The following is a 22766-nucleotide window of genomic DNA, read 5'->3' as shown; positions in this document are numbered from 1 at the left end:
TCCCAATCAATTTCAAAGCGGAAGCAAACATAGCCCACACTTCGAACGTTGTTCAACTCACAAGGAATTCAATAAGTTTCCGAACACAATGACTTAGCGCTCGCGCATCGAATATTTATTTCATTATTCAAACAAACAGGTATTCGCGACGTCTACAGCGTCAAACAGCGGGACGTCCTGTACCCACGAAGTCTCGAACATGACGAAGTCAGATAGAGGCGGCCCAGGCGGGCCGCCGGGTTTTATCAGAGCGGTTTGCTGCCATACCAACGCGGCGTGTACACCCAGTCGCCCCCTTCGGCGCGCGGGAATACACACGTGGTGGAGGAACCGATCAGCACCATGGTGCGCATGTCCACCTGGTCCGGGGTCAACTGTCCCAATGTCGTGACCCGTAGGGTCTGGCCCGGACGACCGATATCACGCCCCAACACCACCGGCGTGTGCGGCGTGCGATGTTGCGCAACGATCTCCAGCGCTCGCCCCAGCTGCCACGGTCGGGAACGGGAGATCGGGTTGTAGAACGCCAGGGCCAGGTCTGCTTCAGCCGCCAGATCCAGGCGTTTCTCGATGATCGACCACGGTTTGAGATTGTCCGACAGCGACATCACGCAAAAATCATGACCCAGCGGCGCACCGGCCTGGGCGGCGGTGGCGAGGGAAGCCGAGACGCCCGGAAGGATTTGCAGGTCGACGCTATGCCAATGGGCATCCGTCGACTCGTGCAGCGCTTCGAGCACCGCGGCGGCCATGGCGAACACGCCTGGATCGCCGGACGACACCACCACCACGGATCGCCCTTGGGCTGCCAGCTCGAAGGCATGACGGGCACGCTGCATTTCCTCGCGGTTGTCGGTGCAGTGCTGCACCTGATCGGGCCGGAAGGGACCGGCCATGCGCACGTAGGTTTCGTAGCCCAGCACATCGGTGGCACGGTCGAGTTCGGCGCGCACGGCCGGCACCATCAACTCGGCAGCGCCGGGGCCAAGGCCGATCACGGCAAGACGCCCGCGCGGGCGGCCGATCTGTTCGGGGTCGAGGGGCTGCTCGGCCACGGCGATGGCATGGCTGCCCATGACCTGTAGCGATGCCGGTTGGCCGAGGGCATCGCTCAACCCTGTTTCGAGGTTGCCATTGGTTGCGGCAAAACGCAGCGGCACACCCAAGGCCGATGCCGTTTCGTGCAGCTCAGGACGGGCCATGTCGCTGTCCGCCGCCAACAGGCACGCCAGCGACTGCGGCGCGAGGCCGGCCTGCTCCAGTATCGCGCCGATGTCCGCCGACGCCCCTGCACTCAACGCCACCAGCACATTGCGCGGATAAATACGCAGCTCATCCGCCGCCGGTGTACCCGCAGCACTGTCGATACGGATCGCCAACCGTGCCCGTTCATCCTCGGGTAACTGCGCCTGAGCCAGCCACGGCGCGGCGCCTTCGATGCGCACCGATTCACCTGCCAGCAGATCGGAGACAAAACGCTTACCTTGCTCCAGATCGCCGAGGCTGTAGCCACTCGGCGGATTGAGCAGGCAAGTGCCAAAACGCAATTCACCGCTGGTGGTGATCGCCGGGGTGACTTGCAGTGCTGTGGCGATATCACGGGCCATGACATTGACCCCGCCCAGCCCGCCAAGCAGCGGCACCACCGCGCTGCCGTCCTCGGCCACCGCCAGCACCGGCGGCTCGACGCCTTTTTCCAGCAGCAGCGGCGCCAGCGTGCGGATGACGATGCCGGCCGCGCACAGGGCGATGATCGGCGTGTCCTGTTGGTAGAGCTCGCGCAACGTCGCGCCGAACTCGTGGTAGGGACGATCCACGCCCTCAACCCGTCCGCTCAGGCCATGAATCAGGGCGTCAGGGTAGCGCTGCTGGATCCGCCGGGCGGTGGCGAGACTGCCCGGGCCGAGGATGACAATGGCCGGCACTTTGGAAGTCATCAACCCTGCCACCGTTCGCCGGGCACGATGATCAGCGAGAAGTACGGCGAGGACATCGGCTCGACTTCATCCAGCGGCACGATCTTCTGGTTGGCCATGGTTGCCCGCTCGACGTACAACGCCCGACCGTCCAGGCCCAGTTCCTGGAGCACCTGCCGGACCTTGGGGAAGTTACGCCCCAGCTTCATGATGACCGCCGCATCGGCGTCGGCCAGGCGACGTTTGAGATCGTCGTGGGGCAAGACGCCGGAGAGCACCGACAGGCTCTGGTTGCGATAGACCAGCGGCGCACCCAGCACCGAGGCGCCACCGAGCATCGAGCACACGCCAGGAATCACGTCGGCGTCATAGCGCTCGGCCAGGCGATCGTGCAGGTACATGTAGGAGCCGTAGAAGAATGGATCACCCTCGCAGATCACCGCCACATCACGACCGGCATCCAGATGCACGGCCAACTGCTCGGCAGCGGTGTCGTAGAAGTCGGCGATGACCTGTTCATAGGACAGCGGGGCCGGCAGCGCTTCGGTAGTCACCGGATAGACCAGCGGCAGCAACGTCTGCGCCTCCTGCAAATGCGCCTCGATGATGCCGAAAGCGTTGCCCTTCTTGCCCTTGGCGACAAAGTACGCCACCACCGGCGATTCGCGCAGCAGGCGCAGGGCCTTGACCGTAATCAGTTCCGGGTCACCGGGGCCTACGCCGAGGCCGATCAGACGTCCAGGCTGCTGCATCATTCAATCTCCGTAGCGAGGGCGTTGACGGCGGCGGCGGCCATGGCGCTGCCGCCGAGCCGGCCTTGCATGATCACGAACGGCACGCCACGGCTGTTGGCTGCCAGCATCGCCTTGGACTCGGCGGCCCCGACGAAGCCCACCGGGAAGCCCAGGATCAGTGCCGGTTTCGGCGCGCCGGCATCGAGCATTTCCAACAGGTAGAACAGCGCGGTCGGCGCGTTGCCGATCACCACGACACTGCCTTCCAGATGCGGACGCCAAAGCTCCAGGGCGGCCGCCGAACGGGTGTTGCCCAATTCAAGGGCCAACGCCGGCACGCTCTCGTCGCGCAAGGTACAGATCACCGGATTGTTCGCTGGCAGGCGAGCCCGGGTCACGCCTTCGCTGACCATCCGCGCATCGCACAGGATCGGCGCACCGGCGGCCAGCGCCTGGCGTCCCGCCGTGCCGGCGCCCTCGGAAAACTGCAGGCCATCGACGGCCTCGACCATGCCGCAGGCGTGAATCACCCGCACCGCGAGTTTTTCCAAGTCGGCCGGAATGCGCGCCAGGTTGGCTTCGGCGCGAATGATCGCGAAGGAGTTGCGATAGATCTCCTGACCGTCGCGGATGTAATCAAGCATCAAGGGGGCTCCGGGGGCGAGCGTCGAGCCAGTGGCCGAGCGCTTCAATAGTTAGATCGTGCGCCTGCAACGCGCCGAAACCCGGCAGCGTCGCATCGCGAAAATACAGGTCGTAACGACCGGGGGCGACCGCCAGCAAGGTGGCGGGCGCGACATGGGCCGCTGCGCAGGAACGCGGACAGCCCGAGAGATGGATCTTCAGGGCACGGCCCTGGCGTTGCAGCAGCTCGGCCAATTGACGAGCATCGGCCTTGGTGTCGGCCAGGGCTTTGCCACAGCCACTGGAGCCGGTACACGCGATGAGTTGCGCCAGGGGTTGCTCGAGCGAGCACAACAGCCCCAACTCCTCGAGCCGCGCCCGCACACCGGGCGCATCCTCGCGGCGCACGTTGGGCAACAACAGGCTCTGCCAGGGGCTGAAACGCAGGCTGGCGTCGCCCTTGTCCCGCGCCAATTGCGCCGCTGCGCGCAGCATGACGGCGTCGAGCCGGCCCAGAGGCGCCGCCGCGCCAACGTAGACCCGGTCGTCGTACTGGGAATGGATGCCGATGTGCAATCCGTCGATGGACTCGCCCCGCCGCCAATCCGGAGGGGGCTGCAACGCCACGCGGCGGGCCAACTGGACGAGGAACTCATCCCTCGGGATTTCGGCCAGCACGTGACGCATGCGCGTCTGGTCGGGACGGGCCAGGTCGAGAAACAACTCCAGCACCGCTACCACCAAATCATGTCCCTGGGCCAGGCGCACAGCGCCGTCCGGCTTATCCAGCGGGGTGCCGGCCAGCCCGAAGGCCAGCCACGGTTCGCCGTTGCGAACCAGCGCCGAGAGCCACAGGTCATGGTGATGTTCAAGCATCGCCAACCCTTCCCCGCCGTCCAATTGCACGGCGAACTTGGCCGACAGCTCATGGAAGCGTTCATGGGTTTGCAGGGTGAAAAGAATCCGCGCGGCCAACGGACGGGTATCGAGCAGCATCTGCCGGTCGATCCCGGCCGTGGGGCTGAGCATCAGGTTGCGCACGTCATCGCCGGCTAGTTTGCGGGGGCCAAGTCCGGCGTTCAGCAAGGGCTCGATCAACGCATCGTGCTGGGGCCCAATCCCACGGATTTGCAGGTTGGCGCGGTTGGTCGCCTCGATGACGCCACCGGCGAACCGCTCGGCCGCCAACGCCACGGCGTCGGCCTGATCCGCCTGGATGGAACCACCGTCGAGCTTGATCCGGCAGATCCCTCCGTCCAGCGCCTGGACGACACGCAGCAACCCCGGACAACCCGAGGGGCGTATGACGCTGGATGATGGACGTTCGTTCAAGGGCAAACCGGTCGATAAGGCACGCCGCAACGGCGAAGGCCCGCCATTATGCCTGCTTTGCCGGGGGGCATGAAAAGCTTGCTGGTCGGATTGCGGGCATCGCGCTGCGCCAGGGAGCCGATCACGGCCACAAAACGGGGGGAGCGAGCCTGTTCGCGATAGCGGTCCACCTGAAAGGGTGATGTTGAATGTGCCAACGCCTTCGCGAGCAAGCCCGCCAAAGGGGTTCGGTGTCAGGCACGCTGACGTAAGTTTCCGGCGCCTTCCATGTAGGGATTTTTACCTTAAAAAACAGGCACATATCTTGGAACACATGCTCATTTGAACAAGCCGCAAAACCCCGCTTTATTCAAAGGGCAACCACTCACTTCACTTCATGGGAATCTTTGATAAGGACATCAGGATATGCCACACACATCGAATTACGCCTACACCCCGGAACAGGTCACGACCGCATTCACCGGAATCACCGACACGCTGTTCAATGGCATTACGGTCGAGTCCGTCCCCAAAATGCTGATCGTCGCCGGATCGCAGGGATCGGGTAAAACCTATCTGCTGGAAAAAAGCCTCCTGCCCTCCCAACGCTACGACAATCATGTGCGCCTGTACCTGCCCGAGTACCGGGAAAAACACCCTCACTACGCCGAAATGATCAAACGCGGTGTGCTGCATGCTTATGAGCATACAGAGGCCTTTGTTCGAGAGGTTTGCTCGAAAATCTTCGCAGAGGCGTTCAGGAAAAAATACAACATCATCATGGAATGCGCGTTCGATAGCATCGATTTCGCGGCCTTCCCGGCGATGGCCACGGCAGCGGGCTATCAGCTGGAAACCCACATCATCGCCTGCAAAAAAGAGTTCGCTCATCTATCGAGTATCAAAAGAGCCCTCAGAAGCCTGGAAAAACAGGAGCTGGAAAGGTTCGTCACGCTATCGGCGCTCAATGCCAGCCTGGGCAACGCCCAGCCGACCCTGCTGGCTATCGAGACGGCGGCCAAAGCAGTCAGCGGCTCGCAGATATGCTTGTACGAGCGCGGGTTCGGCCCTTTGAAGGAACGGATCCTGCGCACCCAAAGCACCTATACCCTCGATCCGGACGGGACTTTGCTCATCGCGGGACCGAAGGTGGTTTATGCAAATGCCTTCGAGATCATCACCAACAACCGCCTCCACCTCATCGGCGACCGCGAAGAAATGGTAAAGGAGTGCCACCTGACACTGCTCAAGACCCAGCCCCATGCTGAACACGTACCCGACTCGGTCTACAACGATCTGTATGCCTATATCCTCAAATACGTCTACCGATGAATCGGCTGCCTGCTTGAGACGGTGATGTTGAATGTGCCGGCGCCATCGCGAGCAAGCTCGCTCCCACAGGGGACCTGTGGCAAACACAGACCTTGTGCCTCCCCCGATCAAAACTGTGGGAGCGAGCCTGCTCGCGAAGCGGTCTGTCTGAATCGGTGCCGCACGCCGGCAGGCTCCCAACGGCCCACGCCATAACCGAAGGCGCACGGTATGATGGCGGCCCGGTTCGCGTGCGCAACAAGCCCGCCGATCAAACCTATCCATTCGAGGAACAGAGATGACCCCCTGGCTGACCGTAGTGGGCATCGGTGAAGACGGCTTCAAGGGCCTGGGCCGAGCGGCTCGCCACGCTTTGCTGCAGGCCTCGCGTATTCTGGGCAGTGAGCGCCAGTTGGCGCTATTGCCGCTGTGCATCCGCGGTGAACGGGAGCTGTGGCCCAGTCCATTTTCCCTCGAACCGCTGCTGGCACGGCGCGGAGACCCCGTGTGCGTGCTGGCCAGCGGCGATCCCATGTTCTATGGCGTAGGCGCCAGCCTCGCCAAACACCTGCCTGGCGAGCAGATGCGGGTCATTCCAGCGCCATCGTCCTGTTCGCTGGCGGCGGCCCGCATGGGTTGGCCCTTGCAGGAGGTGGTCACCCTGTCGCTGGTGGCACGGCCCCTGGCGGCACTCAGCGCTCACTTATCCACAGGCGTCCGGCTGTTGCTGCTGAGCAACGACCGCCACAGTCCTGCCGCCGTGGCGGCGCTACTTCGCGAGCGCGGCTTCGGCCCCAGCCCCATGACCGTGCTCGAACATCTGGGCGGCGCCGCCGAACGGCGGATCGAAAGCTGTGCGGCACAATGGTCCGATCCCACCGTCGCGGACCTGAACCTGATCGCCATCGAATGCCGCGCCGAACCCTCGGCGTTGCGCCTGTCGCGCCTGGCCGGTTTGCCGGACACTGCGTTTGAACATGACGGCCAGCTCACCAAACGTGACGTGCGCGCCATTACCCTCGCCCGTCTGGCCCCGATGCCCGGTGAATTGCTCTGGGATGTGGGGGCGGGCAGCGGCTCCATCGGTATCGAATGGATGCGCGCCCACCCCAGTTGCCGAGCCCTGGCCATCGAGGCCGACGAAGGCCGCCAAGGGTTGATCGAACGAAACCGCGACACCCTAGGCGTGCCCGGTCTGCAACTGATCCGCGGGCGGGCACCGCAGGCTCTGGAAGGACTGGAGCCGCCGGACGCGGTATTCATCGGCGGCGGCGTAACCCGCGAGGGCGTGCTCGACGCTTGCTGGGCTCGACTCAAGCCCGGCGGACGGCTGGTGGCCAACGCCGTGACGCTGCAGAGCGAGATGACGCTGATGAACTGGCGCGAACTTCATGGCGGCGAACTGACCCGTATCCACATCGCCCAGGCCCAGCCATTGGGCGAGTTCGACACCTGGCGCCAGGCATTGCCCATCACCTTGCTCGACCTGGTCAAACCCTTCGATGCGTGACGAAACCGCCGAACAACCCGCGCCCCTGCGCAGCGGCCTGACCACCGGCAGTTGCGCCACCGCCACCAGTCTGGCGGCCGCCCGGCTGCTGCTTTGCGGCATCCAGGCCGATGCCGTGGAGATCGTGCTGCCCAAAGGCAAGCACGTGCAGATGCGCCTGGAATTCTGCCGCCTGACCGAGCAAGGCGCCGAAGCCGGGACGATCAAGGACGCCGGCGATGACCCGGACGTGACCCACGGCGCGCTGCTGTTTTCCCAAGTGCGGCTGACAGCCGAGCCTGGGGTGCGCTTCATTGCCGGGCGTGGCGTGGGCACCGTGACGCGGCCAGGATTGGTATTGGACGTCGGTGAGCCGGCGATCAATCCGGTACCACGTAAAATGATCGGCGACCACCTGGGACGGCTGGCCGAGCAAGCCGGGTATGCCGGCGGCTTCGAGGTCACGGTCAACGTTGAGGGCGGCGAAGCGCTGGCGCTGAAAACCATGAATCCCCGGCTGGGGATCCTCGGCGGCCTGTCGATCCTCGGCACCAGCGGCATCGTCCGACCATTCTCCTGCGCGGCCTACATTGCCTCGATCCACCAGGGCATCGACGTGGCGAAAACCAACGGTTACCTGCACATCGCCGCCTGCACCGGCAACGCCAGCGAAGACACCATGCGCCGGGTCTACAACCTGCCGGAAATCGCCCTGATCGAAATGGGCGATTTTGTCGGGGCGGTGCTCAAGCATGTGCGCAAGGTGCCCGTGGAGAAACTCAGCCTCTGTGGCGGCTTTGGCAAAATCAGCAAATTGGCCGCCGGTCACATGGACCTGCACAGCCGTCATTCAAGTATCGACCTGCCACAACTGGCGCAATGGGCAGCCGCCATCGGTGCCGATGAGGCATTGCAGCAAGGCATTCGCCAGGCCAACACCAGCCAGCAAGCCCTGGCGATGGCCAGCGCCGCTGGCATCGCCCTCGGCGACGCAGTCTGCGAACACGCCTTGGCCTTCGCTCGCGGCATCGTACCAGCCCAGGTCCAGGTCGAAGTCTTCGCCATCGACCGCCAGGGCGCCGTCGTCGGTCACGCCGGAGCTTTCAAATGAAACGCATCCTGCTGCTGGGGGGTGTCACCGAAGCCCTGGCCATCGCCCGCACCCTGGGCCCAACACACCTCTACAGCCTGGCGGGGATCGGCCGCGTTCCCACCGACCTGACCTGTCAGGTGCGCGTCGGCGGCTACGGCGGCGCCGAAGGGCTGACGCAATTCATTCGTGACCAAAGCATCGACCTGTTGCTGGATGCGACCCACCCCTACGCCGCACAGATCAGCCACAACGCCGCCCACGCAGCCCGCGCTTGCGGCATTCCCTGCTGGGCCCTGCGCCGTCCGGCATGGCAACCCCAGGCCGGGGATGACTGGCGCGAAGTGGCCGACTGGGCCGAACTGATCCAGGCCCTGCTGCCGTTCCACCGCCCCCTCTTCACCCTTGGCCGCGAGCCGCTGCAACACCTGCACGAAATCCCGCCCGAGCAATTCTGGACCCTGCGGGCCCTGGAGGTTTACCCCGGTAATGAGCGCTGCGAAGTCATAGGTGCTCGTGGACCGTTTCATATTGACGGTGAGCGCGAACTGTTCGAACGGCGGCGGATCGATGTGCTGATCAGCAAGAACAGCGGCAGCACGGCCACCGAGCCGAAGCTGGAAGTAGCGCGGGAGCGGGGGCTGCCGGTGTTGGTGTTGAAGCGGCCGGTGTTGCCGGGGGTGGATCGGGAGTTTGGGACGGTGGGTGAGGTGCTGCAGGGGCTTCGGCATTTGGTCTGACAGTCCCCTGCACCCAGGGCCGCTTCGCGCCCCAACGGGGATAAATCCCCTCGCCACAAAGAGTGCGCACACCCCTAGATTTTCAAAGGAATGCTATGGCCCTGACACGAAGCTATAAACACATGATGAAGCCCCTACTCTGCTTTTGAACGCAGAGCCGGAGATGATCAAAATCCCTTGCCATAAAAGCACTTCCTTGAAGATCTGTTGCTACTGTTAACCCAAGCCCTGCGACCCTACACCGCACGTGCTCTTTTTACTTATCAACCCCGATCAGGCTAAATACCGCCACCTGATCGACCATCGAGCGGATTGCCCCATGTCCCGACAACGGCTTGCATTTGCCTGGATCGCCTGCTTCGCAGTGCTGTTCAACATGCTTGCCATGCCGCTTTCCGGCAGCGGTGGGGCGATGGCACAGGCCCAGTCGCCAGCCGAGCAATTGCTGTGGGGCAGTTTCTGCTCTTCCAGCGGAACGAAACTGGTGGCGATTTCCCTGGGCAAGTTCGAGCAGAGCACGCCGCAGAACGACGATCACTCGACGATGCAGCATTGCTGGTGCTGTGCGGGGTCGCCGCCCTTGGTGGCGCTCACCGGGCACGAGCCGCAGTTGTACCTAAATGCTCAGCCGGCCCATCGCGGCGCTGCCCACCCACTGCTCGACAGCCCCACACCGCGCCAGCAATGGCCGAGCCTCAATCCCCGCGCCTCACCTCTGGCCTGATTCTTCCCGCATGCCCCTGCGCCCTGAATCGTTCCGGAGAATGACCCATGCTGAACAGACTTATCCTGCTGGCCGCCCTGCTGCTTCCCGTCGGCTTCGCCCAAGCTCACCAGTACAAAGCGGGCGAGCTTGAAATCGCTCATCCATGGTCCCAGGAGTTGCCGCCCAATGCGCCGACCGTGGCCGCGTACTTCGTGATTCACAACAAGGGCACAACCGCCGACAAACTGCTCAGCGTCGATTCGCCGATTGCCGACAAAGCCGAGCTCCACGAACACGTGATGCAAAACGACCTGATGAAAATGCAAGCGGTGCCCGTCGTTGATATCGCCCCCGGTGCGACTGTCACCTTCGCGCCGATGGCTTATCACGTGATGCTGCTGGGGCTGGAGGATCGCAGCCTGCTCAGCGACGGCAAACGCTTCCCTCTGACCCTGCATTTCGAAAAAGCGGGGGATGTCACGGTCGATGTCGCGGTGCAGAAAAAAGCCCCCGACAGCAGCAAAACCCAAACGCACGCCCACTGATCACCTTTGCCCATGCGAACGCCCCGCGCCAGGTCGGTCATGCCCCGCCGTCAGCTGATGAGCCTGACACGCGGCAGCTGGATCAGCCTGTTCGCCATGCTGATGATCTTTATCGGTCCGCTGATTTCTCAGTCGATGCCGATGGATCAGCGCATGTCTTCGTCCATGACCATGAACATGGAAATGGACATGTCGGCGGGCGTTCACGCCGAGCATGAAGCACCGAAAGCCGAACATTGCCCGCCCCAGAGCGAGCATCACGTACTGTGGGAAAAGTGTGGTTATTGCAGCCTGCTGTTCAATTGCCCCGCGCTGACGGGGGGGCATAGCTTCGCCGTCTTCGATACCCTGCCACCCCACACCTACACCAGCCCCTCGCCACGCCTGGGCCATGCCCGGACGTCATTCTTCCCCGGTGCCCGCACCCGCGCACCGCCCCTCGACGCGTAGACCCCCGACACTTACCTCACCCGGTCGCAAAAGACAGCCCCAGGTTGCCCGACCGTGTCGTTTACGTCTGTTCGATGGAATCATCATGTCCAGGTTTTCTGCCGACATCGCATTGGGCGCAGCCCAGGTTCGCTGCTCCCCGAACGAGCCACGGGTTCGTTTTCGCTACACCGCCACCGCACTGTGCGGCCTGCTGCTCACGCCCTGTGCGCTGGCCGACGAGCATGCTCACCACGAAGCTCAGATCGAAGAGCTGAGCCCGACGGTCATTACCGCCGTCGCTCCCAGCTCGCCCCTGACCGTGGTCACCAACCCCAAGGATCCGCGCCAACCGGTGCCGGCCAGCGACGGCGGCGATTATCTCAAGACCATTCCCGGCTTCGCCCTGGTGCGCAACGGCGGCACCAATGGCGACCCGGTACTGCGGGGCATGTTCGGCTCGCGGCTGAACATTCTCACCAATGGCAGCATGCTGCTGGGCGCTTGCCCGGGCCGGATGGACGCGCCGACGTCCTATATTTCGCCGGAAACCTACGACAAACTCACCGTTATCAAGGGCCCGCAAACCGTGCTCTGGGGCCCTGGTGCATCGGCCGGGACCGTGCTGTTCGAACGCGAGCCGGAGCAGTTCGGCGAACTGGGCACCCGGGTCAACGCCAGCGTACTGGCCGGTTCCAACGGGCGCTTCGACAAGGTCGTGGATGCGGCCGCCGGCGGGTCTTTGGGTTACGTGCGGGTGATCGGCAACACCGCTCATTCAGACGATTATCGTGACGGCAACAACGACACGGTGCCGTCGCGCTACGACAAGTGGAACGGCGACGTGACGCTGGGCTGGACGCCGGATGCCGATACCCTGCTGGAACTGACCGCTGGCAAGGGCGACGGTGAAGCACGCTACGCCGGACGTGGCATGGATGGCTCGCAGTTCAAGCGTGAAAGCCTGGGCTTGCGTTTCGAGCGTTCGAACATGGGCGATGTGCTGGATACGCTCGAAGCGCAGGTCTACTACAACTACGCCGACCATGTGATGGACAACTACACGCTGCGCACGCCGTCCGGCACCGGGATGATGGCCGGCCCCATGGCGTCCAACGTCGACCGCCGCACCCTCGGCGCACGCATCAAGGCCACCTGGCGCTGGGCCGATGTGCAATTGATCAGTGGCCTGGACGCCCAGACCAACGAGCATCGCCAACGCAGCAGCATGGGCATCGACACCTACAAGGAACGGCCGCGCACCAAGGACGCCGACTTTCATAACTACGGCGTGTTCAGTGAGTTGACCTGGTACGCCGCCGACCGCGACCGGCTGGTCAGCGGCGCCCGCCTCGACCGCGCCTCGGCCAAGGATTACCGCCAAAGCATCGGCTCCGGCATGTCCGTCCGGCCCAATCCCACTGCCGACCAAACCCGCGCCGACACGCTGCCCAGTGGTTTCGTACGCTACGAACACGATCTGGCCGACAGCCCTACTACCCTCTATGCGGGCCTGGGCCACGCGCAACGTTTCCCGGATTACTGGGAGCTGTTTTCGGCCAACGCCGGCCCCGCCGGTTCGCTGAATGCTTTCGACTCGATCAAACCGGAGAAAACCACCCAACTCGACTTCGGCCTGCAGTACAAAACCGAAACCCTCGAAGCCTGGGCGTCGGGTTATGTCGGGCAGGTGCGCGACTACATCCTGTTCGATTACACGCCCGGCATGATGGGCACCACCTCCCGGGCCGAGAACATTGATGCACGGATCATGGGCGGTGAGCTGGGCGCGGCCTACAAGCTGACCGAGCGCTGGAAAGCCGATGCAACATTGGCCTACGCCTGGGGCAAAAACAGCAGCGATGGCAGCGCCCTGGCACAGATGCCGCCGCTCGACGCCCGCCTGGGCCTGACCTACAGCGAAGATCGCTGGAGCGCCGGTGCCCTGTGGCGCGTGGTGGCCGCGCAAAACCGTGTCGACGAGAACAAGGGCAACGTGGTGGGCAAGGACTACGGCAAGAGTTCCGGGTTCGGGGTGTTCTCCCTCAACGGTGCCTACCGCATCAATAAACACTGGAAGGTCAGCAGCGGCGTCGACAACCTGTTCGGCAAAGCCTACGCCGAACATCTGAACCTGGCCGGCAACGCCGGGTTCGGCTACCCGGCGAGTGACCCGCAAGCCATCAACGAACCGGGGCGCACGCTCTGGACCAAGGTGGATATGAGTTTCTGAAAGCATCGCGGGCAAGCCTTGCTCCCACAGGTAGTTCATTGCTGAGGGGCACAACTTGTCCCACTGCACTGACAAGTACTGTGGGAGCAAGGCTTGCCCGCGATCGGTTGCGCAGCAACCGCAAAAAACATAACGATCACATTTGCCCTGCGGAGCGCTTCTAAAATGAGCCAACCGAAACCCAATTTCTACAACCTGGCCTGGCGCTGGCATTTTTATGCCGGGCTGTTCGTGGCGCCGTTCATGGTGATGCTGGCCCTGACCGGCATCATTTACCTGTTCAAGCCGCAACTCGACCCTCTGATGTACGGCAGCCTGCTGAACGTGCCGGCCGGCCATCACACGATGGCGGCGGACGACCTGCTCAAACAGGTCAGGCAAGCCTACCCTCAAGGCCAGGTCAAACAGTACCTGCCGCCGATCAATGCCGAGCGCAGTGCGCAATTCGTGGTGATCGACAAGGGCCGCGAGCTTAACGTGTTCATTGACCCGTACCATGGCGATGTCCTCGGTGAACAGGACGCCAAGGACAACCTGCAAGCCATCGCCCGGGCCATCCACGGTGAGTTGATGATCGGCACCGTGGGTGACCGACTGGTGGAAATGGCCGCCGGCTGGGGCGTGGTCCTGGTGGTGTCGGGCCTGTACCTGTGGTGGCCTCGCGGGCAGTCGTCGGCCGGAGTGTTGTGGCCACGCTGGAGCGCTCGCGGTCGTTTGTTCTGGCGCGACCTGCATGGGGTCGTCGGATTCTGGGGCGCGGCGTTTCTGCTGGTGATGCTGCTCAGCGGCATGACCTGGACCGGCTTCTGGGGCAAGCAATATGCTGACCTCTGGAACCGCTTCCCGGCTGCCATGTGGAACGACATGCCCAAGTCCGACGTCGCCGCCGGCAGCCTCAACAATGCGCACCGCCAGACCGTACCCTGGGCCGTGGAAAATACCCCGATGCCGATGTCCGGCGACCATGCCGAACACATGGCCCACGGCGGCGCCCATGAAGGTCCCGCCGCGCCGACCATAAGCCTGCAAGCGGTGCAGGACATCGCCACCGAACGCAAAGTGGAACCTGGCTACAGCATCACCCTGCCGACCACCGCTACCGGCGTATTCACCATCGCTGTATTCGCCGACGACCCGCGCAACGACGCGACCCTGCACGTGGACCAGTACACCGGCAAGGTCCTGGCGGATGTGCGTTGGGAACATTACAGCGTCGTCGCCCGCGCCACCGAAACCGGCGTGATGCTGCACGAAGGCAAGATGTTCGGCCCGCTGAACCAGATCATCGTGTTGCTGATTTGCCTGATGATCCTGCTCAGCGCCGTCAGCGGCGTGGTGATCTGGTGGAAGCGTCGGCCCCAGGGCAAGTTCGGCGTACCGGCACTGCGTCACGACTTGCCGACCTGGAAGACCGGGGTGTTCATTATGCTGGCCCTGGCGGTGGTGTTTCCGCTGGTGGGGGCGTCGCTGCTGGTGATGGGGTTGCTGGATCGGCTCGTCACCCGTTTCAATCGCCAGCCTGAGGTGGTTTCATCTTCAAGTTGAAGACAGTGCGTTAACGAAAGACGGCGCGAAACCTCTACAATCGCGCCCGCCTTGCGAATTGTGAACACGGTGTTCCTGTGGGAGCGAGCCTGCTCGCGATAGCGGTCTGTCAGCCACCTCTGCGCAGGCTGATCCAGCGCTATCGCGAGCAGGCTCGCTCCCACAGGGGGCTGTGTCTCGATCCAACCATTTGAGTAGCTGCATGACCGCACTAACCCTCTCCCACCTCGCCTGGACACCCCTGGGCCATGGCCACTGCCATCATCAGTTCCAGCTGCGTGACGCCACGTTGCAGGTGGGTGCCGGGGAGTTTGTCGGGTTGATCGGGCCCAATGGCAGCGGCAAGACCAGTCTGTTGCGCTGCGCCTATCGGTTCAGTCAGCCGGAGGCGGGAGAGGTCAAACTTGACCATCACAACGTCTGGAAACAGTCCTCGCGCTGGTGCGCCCAACGCATCGCTGTGGTGCTGCAAGAGTTTCCCGACGCCTTCGGCCTGACGGTCCAGGAAGTCGTCGCCATGGGGCGCACGCCCCACAAAGGCCTGTTCGATGGCGACAGTCACGAAGACCGCCGTCTGGTCATCGAGGCCCTCGAAGCGGTCGGGTTGCAAGGCTTCGGCGACCATGCTTTCGCCACACTCTCGGGCGGGGAAAAGCAACGGGTGATCCTGGCTCGCGCCCTGGCGCAGCAGCCGCAGGTGCTGATCCTCGATGAGCCGACCAATCACCTCGACCCGCGTTATCAACTCCAACTGCTGCAACTGATCAAACGCCTGGGGATCGGCACCCTCGCCAGCATCCACGACCTGAACCTGGCCGCCGCGTTCTGTGATCGGCTCTACGTCATCGACCACGGACACATCGTCGCCAGCGGCACGCCCAAGGAAGTGCTGACGGTCACGCTATTGCGCGACGTCTTTGGCGTGCAGGCGCTGATTGACGAACACCCCTTGGCCGCCCACCCCCGAATCACCTGGATAACCCAACCATGATCTTGCGTTCCCTGCTGCTTCTGCCGCTGCTGCTCGGCAGTGCACATGCTTTGGCCGAGGCCACCCGCTACCCATTGACGATCCAAAGCTGCAATCGCGAAGTCACCTTCAACCAGGCGCCGAAACACGCCGTCAGCCATGACATCAACATGACCCAGATGATGCTCGCCCTGGGGCTCAAGTCGCGCATGGTGGGCTACAGCGGCATCAGCGGCTGGAAGTCAGTGACGCCCGACATGGAGAAAATCCTCGATGGCCTGCCGGAGCTGGCGGCCAAATACCCGTCGGTGGAAACCCTGCTCAATGCCAACGTGGATTTCTTCTTTGCCGGCTGGGACTACGGCATGCGGGTGGGCGGCGACCTGACGCCGCAAACCCTGCAACCGCTGGGCATCAATGTGTACGAGTTGACCGAATCCTGCGCGTTCGTGATGAAACGCCCGCCGGCCACCCTGGAAGACACCTATAACGACCTGCGCAACCTGGGAAGGATTTTCGATGTGCAGGATCACGCCAATGAGTTGATCGCCTCGATGCAGGCCCAGGTGGCGCAAGTGCGCAAGCAGTTGCCTGCTGATCAGCCCCGAGTGTTCCTGTACGACAGTGGCGAAGACCGCGCCATGACCTCCGGCCGTCTCGGCATGCCACAGGCCCTGATCGATGCGGCCGGCGGGCGCAACATTCTTGATGACGTGCAGACCAGTTGGACCCGGGTGAGCTGGGAGAACGTGGTCGAGCGCAACCCCGAAGTGATCGTGATTGTCGATTACGGCGAAGTCAGCGCCGAGCAAAAGCAGCAATTCCTGCTGAACAACCCGGCCCTGCAATCGGTGGATGCGATCAAGCACCGGCGCTTCATCGTGATCCCTTACGTTCAGGCCACGCCGGGTATCGATAACGTATTAGCGGTGCAAACCCTGGCAAAGGGTTTTCACCGTCCATGAGCAATCGTCGCTATGGCGCGTTGCTGGTGTGCTTCGGTGCACTGATGCTGGTGTCGTGCGTGGTGTCCCTGGGGTTCGGTCCGGCGCGGGTGCCGGTGGCTGTGGTCTGGGACATTCTGCTGAACAAGGCTTTCGGTGTGGGTGACGTGTATTGGTCGCCCGGCCAGGAACATATCGTTTGGCTGATCCGCGTACCGCGCCTGCTGCTCGGAGCCTTGGTGGGCGCAGGACTGGCGTTGATCGGTGCGGTCCTGCAAGCGGTAACGCGCAACCCCCTGGCCGACCCGCACCTGCTGGGCGTCACGTCCGGCGCGACCCTGGGGGCGGTCATTGTGGTGCTGCATGTCGGTGAGATCATTGGTCTGCTGACCCTGCCGCTGGCCGCATTTATCGGCGCATTGTTGAGCATGTTGCTGGTACTGGCCATCGCCAGCCGCCAAGGCCGTCTGGAAAGCGATCGCTTGTTGCTGTGCGGCGTGGCGGTGTCATTCGTGATGATGGCGGCGGCCAACCTCTTGCTGTTTCTGGGTGACCATCGCGCCAGTTCCGCAGTGATGTTCTGGATGCTCGGCGGCCTGGGCCTGGCGCGCTGGGAATTGCTGGCGGTGCCGGCGGCCAGTGTGTTGCTGGGGCTGGGATTGCTGCTGGGCATGGCCCGGCCGCTGAATGCACTGATGGCGGGCGAACAGACCGCCGTGACCCTGGGCCTGAACGCGGCGAAGGTGAGGTTGTGGATTTTCCTGATCGCCTCGCTGATGACCGGCGTGCTGGTGTCCATCAGCGGCTCGATCGGTTTTGTCGGGCTGATGGTGCCGCACATTGCCAGGCGCCTGGTGGGTGCCGAACACCGTCGGCTGCTGCCTGCGTGTGTTCTGCTGGGCAGCCTGTTCCTGGTGTGGGTGGATGTGGCGGCCCGGACCCTGATCGCACCGGAGGACTTGCCCATTGGCGTCGCCACTGCCGCTATCGGTGGCCTGTTCTTCATCGGCCTGATGCGCCGTCGCTGAATCCACCCCCTGTTTCCCTGACTTGCAAATAACAGGGGAACTGCAAGCCTTCGCCCCAATGTGGCGCATCTGATCGCACCAGCGCCTAGGCCGCGGTCGCTAGTGGTGCATTCGCACTTTTACCCCAGCGCGCCAACCCCGCATTCTCAATGCCTTTGCCCAACCGGGCACACCCCTTGCAAAAGCCCCTTCAGCGTCCGCATCTGCCATCGAAAAAAACTCATAATTGCACGGAGATCGCACAATGAAGCGTCGTAGCTTGATCAAGGCTTTTACACTCTCGGCAAGCATTGCCGCGATGGGCATGGCCTGGACCGTCCAGGCCGCCGAAACCATCAAAGTCGGCATCTTGCATTCATTGTCCGGCACCATGGCGATCTCCGAGACGTCCCTCAAGGACATGGCGCTGATGACCATCGACGAGATCAACGCCAAGGGTGGGGTCAACGGCAAGCAGCTCGAAGCGGTGGTCGTGGACCCGGCCTCGAACTGGCCGCTGTTCGCCGAAAAAGGCCGTCAATTGCTGACCCAGGACAAGGTCGCGGTGGTGTTCGGCTGCTGGACGTCGGTGTCGCGCAAATCCGTGTTGCCGGTGTTCGAAGAGCTCAACGGCCTGCTGTTCTACCCGGTGCAATACGAAGGCGAAGAGATGTCGCCGAACGTCTTCTACACCGGCGCGGCGCCGAACCAGCAGGCCATTCCGGCGGTGGAATACCTGATGAGCGAAGAAGGCGGCAGTGCCAAGCGTTACTTCCTGCTGGGCACCGACTACGTCTACCCGCGCACCACCAACAAGATCCTGCGTTCGTTCCTGCATTCCAAAGGTGTGGCAGACAAGGACATCGAAGAGGTCTACACCCCGTTCGGCCACAGCGACTACCAGACCATCGTGGCCAACATCAAAAAGTTCTCGGCCGGCGGCAAGACCGCGGTCATCTCCACGGTCAACGGCGACTCCAACGTGCCGTTCTATAAAGAACTGGCGAACCAGGGCCTGAAAGCCACCGACGTACCAGTGGTGGCGTTCTCGGTGGGCGAAGAAGAGCTGCGCGGCATCGACACCAAGCCGCTGGTGGGTAACCTGGCGGCGTGGAACTACTTCGAGTCCGTGGATAACCCGGCGAACAAGAAATTCGTCGACGCCTGGAAGGCCTACGCCAAAGCCAAGAACCTGCCGGGCGCCGACAAAGCCGTGACCAACGACCCGATGGAAGCCACCTACGTCGGCATCCATATGTGGGCGCAAGCGGTTGAAAAAGCCAAGTCCACCGACGTCGACAAAGTCCGCGAAGCCCTGGCCGGCCAGACCTTCGACGCACCGTCGGGCTACACCCTGACCATGGACAAGACCAACCACCACCTGCACAAGCCGGTGATGATCGGCGAGATCCAGGCCGACGGTCAGTTCAACGTGGTCTGGCAGACCGAGGGCCCGATCCGCGCCCAGCCGTGGAGCCCGTTCATCGAAGGCAACGACAAGAAGCCTGACTATGCGGTGAAGAGCAACTGAGCCCATGGGTGTCGGTCCTGGATCCCGGGACCGACACACAACCTTGTGGGAGCGAGCCTGCTCGCGATAGCGGTGGGTCAGCTAGAAATGATGTGACTGACTCTCCGCTATCGCGAGCAGGCTCGCTCCCACATAAGAAAGAAGTTCGCGCAAGGCCAAGCATATGCCCACCGCCCTCTACCGCCTCATCCTCGCCCTGGTGCTGCTGTTGCCACTGGAGGCCCACGCCGGTGATGCCGAAGATTTCCTCGCCGCCAAGCCGCCCCAGCAAGCCACGCTGCTGGAAACCTGGGCCGCGCAACCGGAACCTGAGCGTGTCGAACTGATCAACGCCTTGCAACAAGGCCAGTTGACCGTCGACGGCCAGCCCAAGACCCTGCGCCTGAACAACCGCTTGCGAGGGTTGATTGAAACCGCCCTGGCCAGCCATCAACTATTGGCCGCTGACGCCAGCGTGCGCCTGAGCGCCGCCCAGCAACTGCAAAAAAGCGCCCGCCCGGCCCAACTGGCGTTTCTCGATCGGCAACTGGCCGGCGAGCAGGACGAAGACGTGCATGCAGCCCTGAGCCTGGCGTTGGCGAACCTGCAACTGGTGGACCCCAACCCGTCGGTTCGCCTGGCTGCCGTGCGGCTATTGGGAGAAACCGGCGATCCGTTGGCCCGCACCCGCCTCGAAGGCCTGCTCGAACCCGGCGTTGAAACCGACGCCACGGTACGCACCGCCGCCGAAACCAGCCTCGGCCAGGTCAAGCGCAAGCTGCTGATCGGTGAATTGCTGGGCCAGGCCTTCAGCGGCATGTCCCTGGGCTCGATCCTGCTCCTGGCCGCCCTGGGCCTGGCAATCACCTTCGGCCTGCTGGGGGTGATCAACATGGCCCACGGCGAGATGCTCATGTTGGGGGCCTATTCCACCTACGTGGTGCAGATGCTGTTCCAGCGCTTCGCCCCGAATGCCATCGAGTTCTACCCGCTGATCGCCCTGCCGGTGGCGTTTTTCATCACCGCCGCCATCGGTATGGTTTTGGAGCGCACGGTGATTCGCCATCTCTACGGAAGGCCATTGGAAACCCTGCTCGCCACCTGGGGCATCAGCCTGATGCTGATCCAACTGGTGCGCCTGGTGTTCGGCGCGCAGAACGTCGAAGTCGCCAACCCGGCCTGGCTGTCCGGCGGCATCCAGGTACTGCCGAATCTCGTACTGCCCTACAACCGCATCGTGATCATCGCCTTCGCCCTGTTCGTGGTGGCGCTGACCTGGCTGTTGCTGAACAAGACCCGCCTGGGCCTGAACGTGCGCGCGGTGACCCAGAACCGCAACATGGCCGCTTGCTGCGGCGTGCCCACCGGCCGCGTGGACATGCTCGCTTTCGGCCTCGGCTCGGGCATCGCCGGGCTTGGCGGCGTGGCCCTGAGCCAGATCGGCAACGTCGGCCCGGACCTGGGCCAGAGCTACATCATCGACTCGTTCCTGGTGGTGGTGCTCGGTGGCGTCGGTCAGTTGGCCGGCAGTGTGTTCGCCGCGTTCGGGCTGGGCATCGCCAACAAGATTCTTGAACCGCAGATCGGCGCCGTGCTCGGCAAGATCCTGATCCTCGCGCTGATCATTCTGTTCATCCAGAAGCGTCCGCAAGGCCTCTTCGCGCTCAAAGGACGGGTAATCGACTGATGAACCAGCCCCTGATGCTCACGGCCGCGCAAAAGGCCGGCCCGAAAGTCACCCTCGCCGTCGGCGTGGTGATCCTGGCAGTGCTGTTGAGCCTGCCGCTGCTGTCGCTGTTGGCAGTGGATAACCCGCTGCATGTCTCGGCTTACACCCTGACCCTGGTGGGCAAGATTCTCTGCTACGCCATCGTCGCCCTGGCGCTGGACCTGGTCTGGGGCTACGCCGGCCTGCTCTCCCTGGGTCACGGTCTGTTCTTCGCCCTGGGCGGCTATGCCATGGGCATGTACCTGATGCGCCAGGCCGCCGGTGACGGCTTGCCGGCGTTCATGACCTTTCTGTCGTGGAGCGAATTGCCCTGGTACTGGAGCGGCACCGACAGCTTTGTCTGGGCCATGTGCCTGGTGGTGCTGGCACCGGGGTTGCTGGCGCTGGTGTTCGGCTTCTTCGCCTTCCGCTCGCGGATCAAGGGCGTGTATTTCTCGATCATGACCCAGGCCCTGACGTTTGCCGGGATGCTGCTGTTTTTCCGCAACGAAACCGGGTTTGGCGGCAACAACGGCTTCACCAACTTTCGCTCGATCCTGGGCTTTGGTATCACCGAGCCGGGCACCCGAGCGGTGCTGTTCCTGGCCACGGTGCTGCTCTTGGTGGCGAGTCTGTTCATCGGCTGGCGCCTGGCCCGCAGCAAGTTCGGCCGAGTGCTGACCGCCCTGCGCGACGCGGAAAACCGCCTGATGTTCTGCGGCTACGATCCCCGTGGCTTCAAGCTGTTCGTCTGGGTATTGAGCGCGGTGTTGTGCGGCCTGGCCGGGGCGTTGTATGTGCCGCAGGTGGGCATTATCAACCCCAGCGAAATGTCGCCGACCAACTCCATCGAGGCCGCCGTGTGGGTGGCCCTCGGCGGGCGCGGCACGCTGATCGGGCCGCTGCTCGGGGCCGGTGTGGTCAACGGCATGAAGAGCTGGTTCACCGTGGCCTTTCCCGAGTACTGGCTGTTCTTCCTCGGCGCGCTGTTCATCGTTGTGACCCTGTATCTGCCCAAGGGTGTGATCGGGCTACTCAAGAAAAGGGGCGGATGATGCGAATCACACCCACAGCCGATTTCATGCTCGAACCCATACTGGATCCCAACAAAGACCAAGGCAGCAGTCGCGACGCCATCGGCCTCGGTCAGGCCGCCGGCAAGGGCCTGAACACCCGTCACGGCACCATCCTGACCCTGGAAGACATCAGCGTCAGTTTCGACGGTTTCAAGGCCCTGAACGCTCTTAACCTGTACATCGGCGTCGGCGAATTGCGCTGCATCATCGGCCCCAACGGCGCGGGCAAGACCACGCTGATGGACGTGATCACCGGCAAGACCCGGCCCAGCCACGGCAAGGCCTGGTTCGGTGAAACCCTGGACCTGACGAGCATGAGCGAAGTGCAGATCGCCCAGGCCGGCATCGGTCGCAAATTCCAGAAACCCACGGTGTTCGAAGCCTTGAGCGTGTTCGAGAACCTGGAGCTGGCGCTGAAAACCGACAAATCGGTGTGGGCCAGCCTGCGGGCCAAACTCACTGGCGAGCAACACGAGCGCATCAGCGAAGTGCTGGAGACCATCCGCCTCACGACGTCGGTCAATCGCGCCGCCGGGTTGCTGTCCCACGGGCAGAAACAGTTTCTGGAGATCGGCATGCTGCTGGTGCAGGACCCACAACTCTTGCTGCTCGACGAACCAGTGGCGGGCATGACCGACGCCGAAACCGAGTTCACTGCCGAGCTGTTCAAATCACTGGCGGGCAAGCATTCGCTGATGGTGGTGGAACACGACATGGGCTTCGTCGGCGCGATTGCCGACCACGTCACCGTGCTGCACCAGGGCAGCGTGCTGGCCGAAGGGTCGCTAGCGCAGGTGCAGGACAATGAGCGGGTGATCGAGGTGTATCTCGGGCGCTGAGGCGCAAAATTGCTTTTTATGTGGGAGCGAGCCTGCTCG

20 protein-coding genes are annotated in these 22766 nt (G+C 63.2%); 16 read left to right on the top strand and 4 right to left on the bottom strand.

What is annotated here, in order from left to right; genetic code table 11:
- Window positions 1–245: 245 nt before the first annotated feature.
- The 4 genes from cobJ to cobG are packed head-to-tail and all read right to left on the bottom strand — an operon-like array spanning window position 246 to window position 4606.
- On the bottom strand, window positions 246–1937 hold the full coding sequence (gene cobJ / locus CRX69_RS02620) for a precorrin-3B C(17)-methyltransferase (protein ID WP_107321477.1): 1692 nt from the start codon (window positions 1935–1937) through the stop codon (window positions 246–248).
- Window positions 1937–2668 carry a precorrin-2 C(20)-methyltransferase gene (locus CRX69_RS02615; protein WP_107321476.1) on the bottom strand — a complete coding sequence of 244 codons (732 nt, stop codon included), beginning with the start codon at window positions 2666–2668 and terminating at the stop codon, window positions 1937–1939. Before CRX69_RS02615 ends, cobJ begins: the two co-directional genes overlap by 1 nt.
- A complete protein-coding gene (locus CRX69_RS02610; RefSeq protein ID WP_047227378.1) occupies window positions 2668–3294 on the bottom strand; it encodes a precorrin-8X methylmutase in 627 nt (208 codons plus the stop codon). Before CRX69_RS02610 ends, CRX69_RS02615 begins: the two co-directional genes overlap by 1 nt.
- Window positions 3287–4606 (bottom strand): precorrin-3B synthase, encoded by a 1320-nt coding sequence (gene cobG, locus CRX69_RS02605; protein WP_240539578.1) that lies wholly within the window; start codon window positions 4604–4606, stop codon window positions 3287–3289. The genes CRX69_RS02610 and cobG overlap by 8 nt, the downstream gene beginning before the upstream one ends.
- A 405-nt stretch (window positions 4607–5011) precedes the next feature.
- On the opposite strand from cobG, the gene CRX69_RS02600 reads away from it, so the two are divergent.
- The 16 genes from CRX69_RS02600 (at window position 5012) to urtD (ending at window position 22727) form a co-directional block, all read left to right on the top strand.
- Window positions 5012–5917: a zeta toxin family protein gene (locus tag CRX69_RS02600; protein WP_107321474.1), complete on the top strand. Its 906-nt coding sequence runs from the start codon at window positions 5012–5014 to the stop codon at window positions 5915–5917.
- Window positions 5918–6194: 277 nt separating this feature from the next.
- Window positions 6195–7406 carry a precorrin-6y C5,15-methyltransferase (decarboxylating) subunit CbiE gene (gene cbiE, locus CRX69_RS02595; protein ID WP_076382854.1) on the top strand — a complete coding sequence of 404 codons (1212 nt, stop codon included), beginning with the start codon at window positions 6195–6197 and terminating at the stop codon, window positions 7404–7406.
- Complete coding sequence (locus CRX69_RS02590; protein ID WP_047227374.1) at window positions 7399–8496, top strand: cobalt-precorrin-5B (C(1))-methyltransferase; 1098 nt, start codon at window positions 7399–7401, stop codon at window positions 8494–8496. Before cbiE ends, CRX69_RS02590 begins: the two co-directional genes overlap by 8 nt.
- Window positions 8493–9215 (top strand): cobalt-precorrin-6A reductase, encoded by a 723-nt coding sequence (locus CRX69_RS02585; protein WP_047227373.1) that lies wholly within the window; start codon window positions 8493–8495, stop codon window positions 9213–9215. Before CRX69_RS02590 ends, CRX69_RS02585 begins: the two co-directional genes overlap by 4 nt.
- Before the next feature lie 319 nt (window positions 9216–9534).
- On the top strand, window positions 9535–9939 hold the full coding sequence (locus tag CRX69_RS02580) for a DUF2946 domain-containing protein (protein ID WP_076382856.1): 405 nt from the start codon (window positions 9535–9537) through the stop codon (window positions 9937–9939).
- 47 nt (window positions 9940–9986) lie between these two features.
- A complete protein-coding gene (locus CRX69_RS02575) occupies window positions 9987–10466 on the top strand; it encodes a copper chaperone PCu(A)C (protein WP_047227371.1) in 480 nt (159 codons plus the stop codon).
- 57 nt (window positions 10467–10523) lie between these two features.
- Complete coding sequence (locus tag CRX69_RS02570) at window positions 10524–10916, top strand: DUF2946 domain-containing protein (protein ID WP_047227438.1); 393 nt, start codon at window positions 10524–10526, stop codon at window positions 10914–10916.
- Window positions 10917–11001: 85 nt separating this feature from the next.
- Window positions 11002–13128, top strand: coding sequence for a TonB-dependent copper receptor (locus CRX69_RS02565; RefSeq protein WP_047227370.1), 2127 nt, complete (start codon window positions 11002–11004; stop codon window positions 13126–13128).
- A 165-nt stretch (window positions 13129–13293) separates the two neighbouring features.
- A complete protein-coding gene (locus CRX69_RS02560; RefSeq protein WP_047227369.1) occupies window positions 13294–14673 on the top strand; it encodes a PepSY-associated TM helix domain-containing protein in 1380 nt (459 codons plus the stop codon).
- 202 nt (window positions 14674–14875) lie between these two features.
- A complete protein-coding gene (locus CRX69_RS02555; protein ID WP_047227368.1) occupies window positions 14876–15664 on the top strand; it encodes an ABC transporter ATP-binding protein in 789 nt (262 codons plus the stop codon).
- A complete protein-coding gene (locus tag CRX69_RS02550) occupies window positions 15661–16608 on the top strand; it encodes an ABC transporter substrate-binding protein (protein WP_047227367.1) in 948 nt (315 codons plus the stop codon). Before CRX69_RS02555 ends, CRX69_RS02550 begins: the two co-directional genes overlap by 4 nt.
- A complete protein-coding gene (locus CRX69_RS02545) occupies window positions 16605–17615 on the top strand; it encodes a FecCD family ABC transporter permease (protein WP_047227366.1) in 1011 nt (336 codons plus the stop codon). Before CRX69_RS02550 ends, CRX69_RS02545 begins: the two co-directional genes overlap by 4 nt.
- Before the next feature lie 244 nt (window positions 17616–17859).
- Window positions 17860–19125, top strand: a complete 1266-nt coding sequence (gene urtA, locus CRX69_RS02540) for an urea ABC transporter substrate-binding protein (RefSeq protein WP_047227365.1) — start codon at window positions 17860–17862, stop codon at window positions 19123–19125.
- Between the two features lie 163 nt (window positions 19126–19288).
- Window positions 19289–20791 carry an urea ABC transporter permease subunit UrtB gene (gene urtB / locus CRX69_RS02535; RefSeq protein WP_047227364.1) on the top strand — a complete coding sequence of 501 codons (1503 nt, stop codon included), beginning with the start codon at window positions 19289–19291 and terminating at the stop codon, window positions 20789–20791.
- The gene (gene urtC / locus CRX69_RS02530) at window positions 20791–21867 is read left to right on the top strand and encodes an urea ABC transporter permease subunit UrtC (protein ID WP_107321473.1); all 1077 of its coding nucleotides are present in this window, start codon (window positions 20791–20793) and stop codon (window positions 21865–21867) included. Before urtB ends, urtC begins: the two co-directional genes overlap by 1 nt.
- Window positions 21867–22727: an urea ABC transporter ATP-binding protein UrtD gene (gene urtD / locus CRX69_RS02525; protein ID WP_047227437.1), complete on the top strand. Its 861-nt coding sequence runs from the start codon at window positions 21867–21869 to the stop codon at window positions 22725–22727. Before urtC ends, urtD begins: the two co-directional genes overlap by 1 nt.
- Window positions 22728–22766 lie beyond the last annotated feature (39 nt).

This window comes from Pseudomonas rhizophila (assembly GCF_003033885.1).
Taxonomy (GTDB): Bacteria; Pseudomonadota; Gammaproteobacteria; order Pseudomonadales; family Pseudomonadaceae; genus Aquipseudomonas; species Aquipseudomonas rhizophila.
Note: the sequence above shows the minus strand (reverse complement) of the source record. Positions and strands in the feature narration are given on the sequence as shown.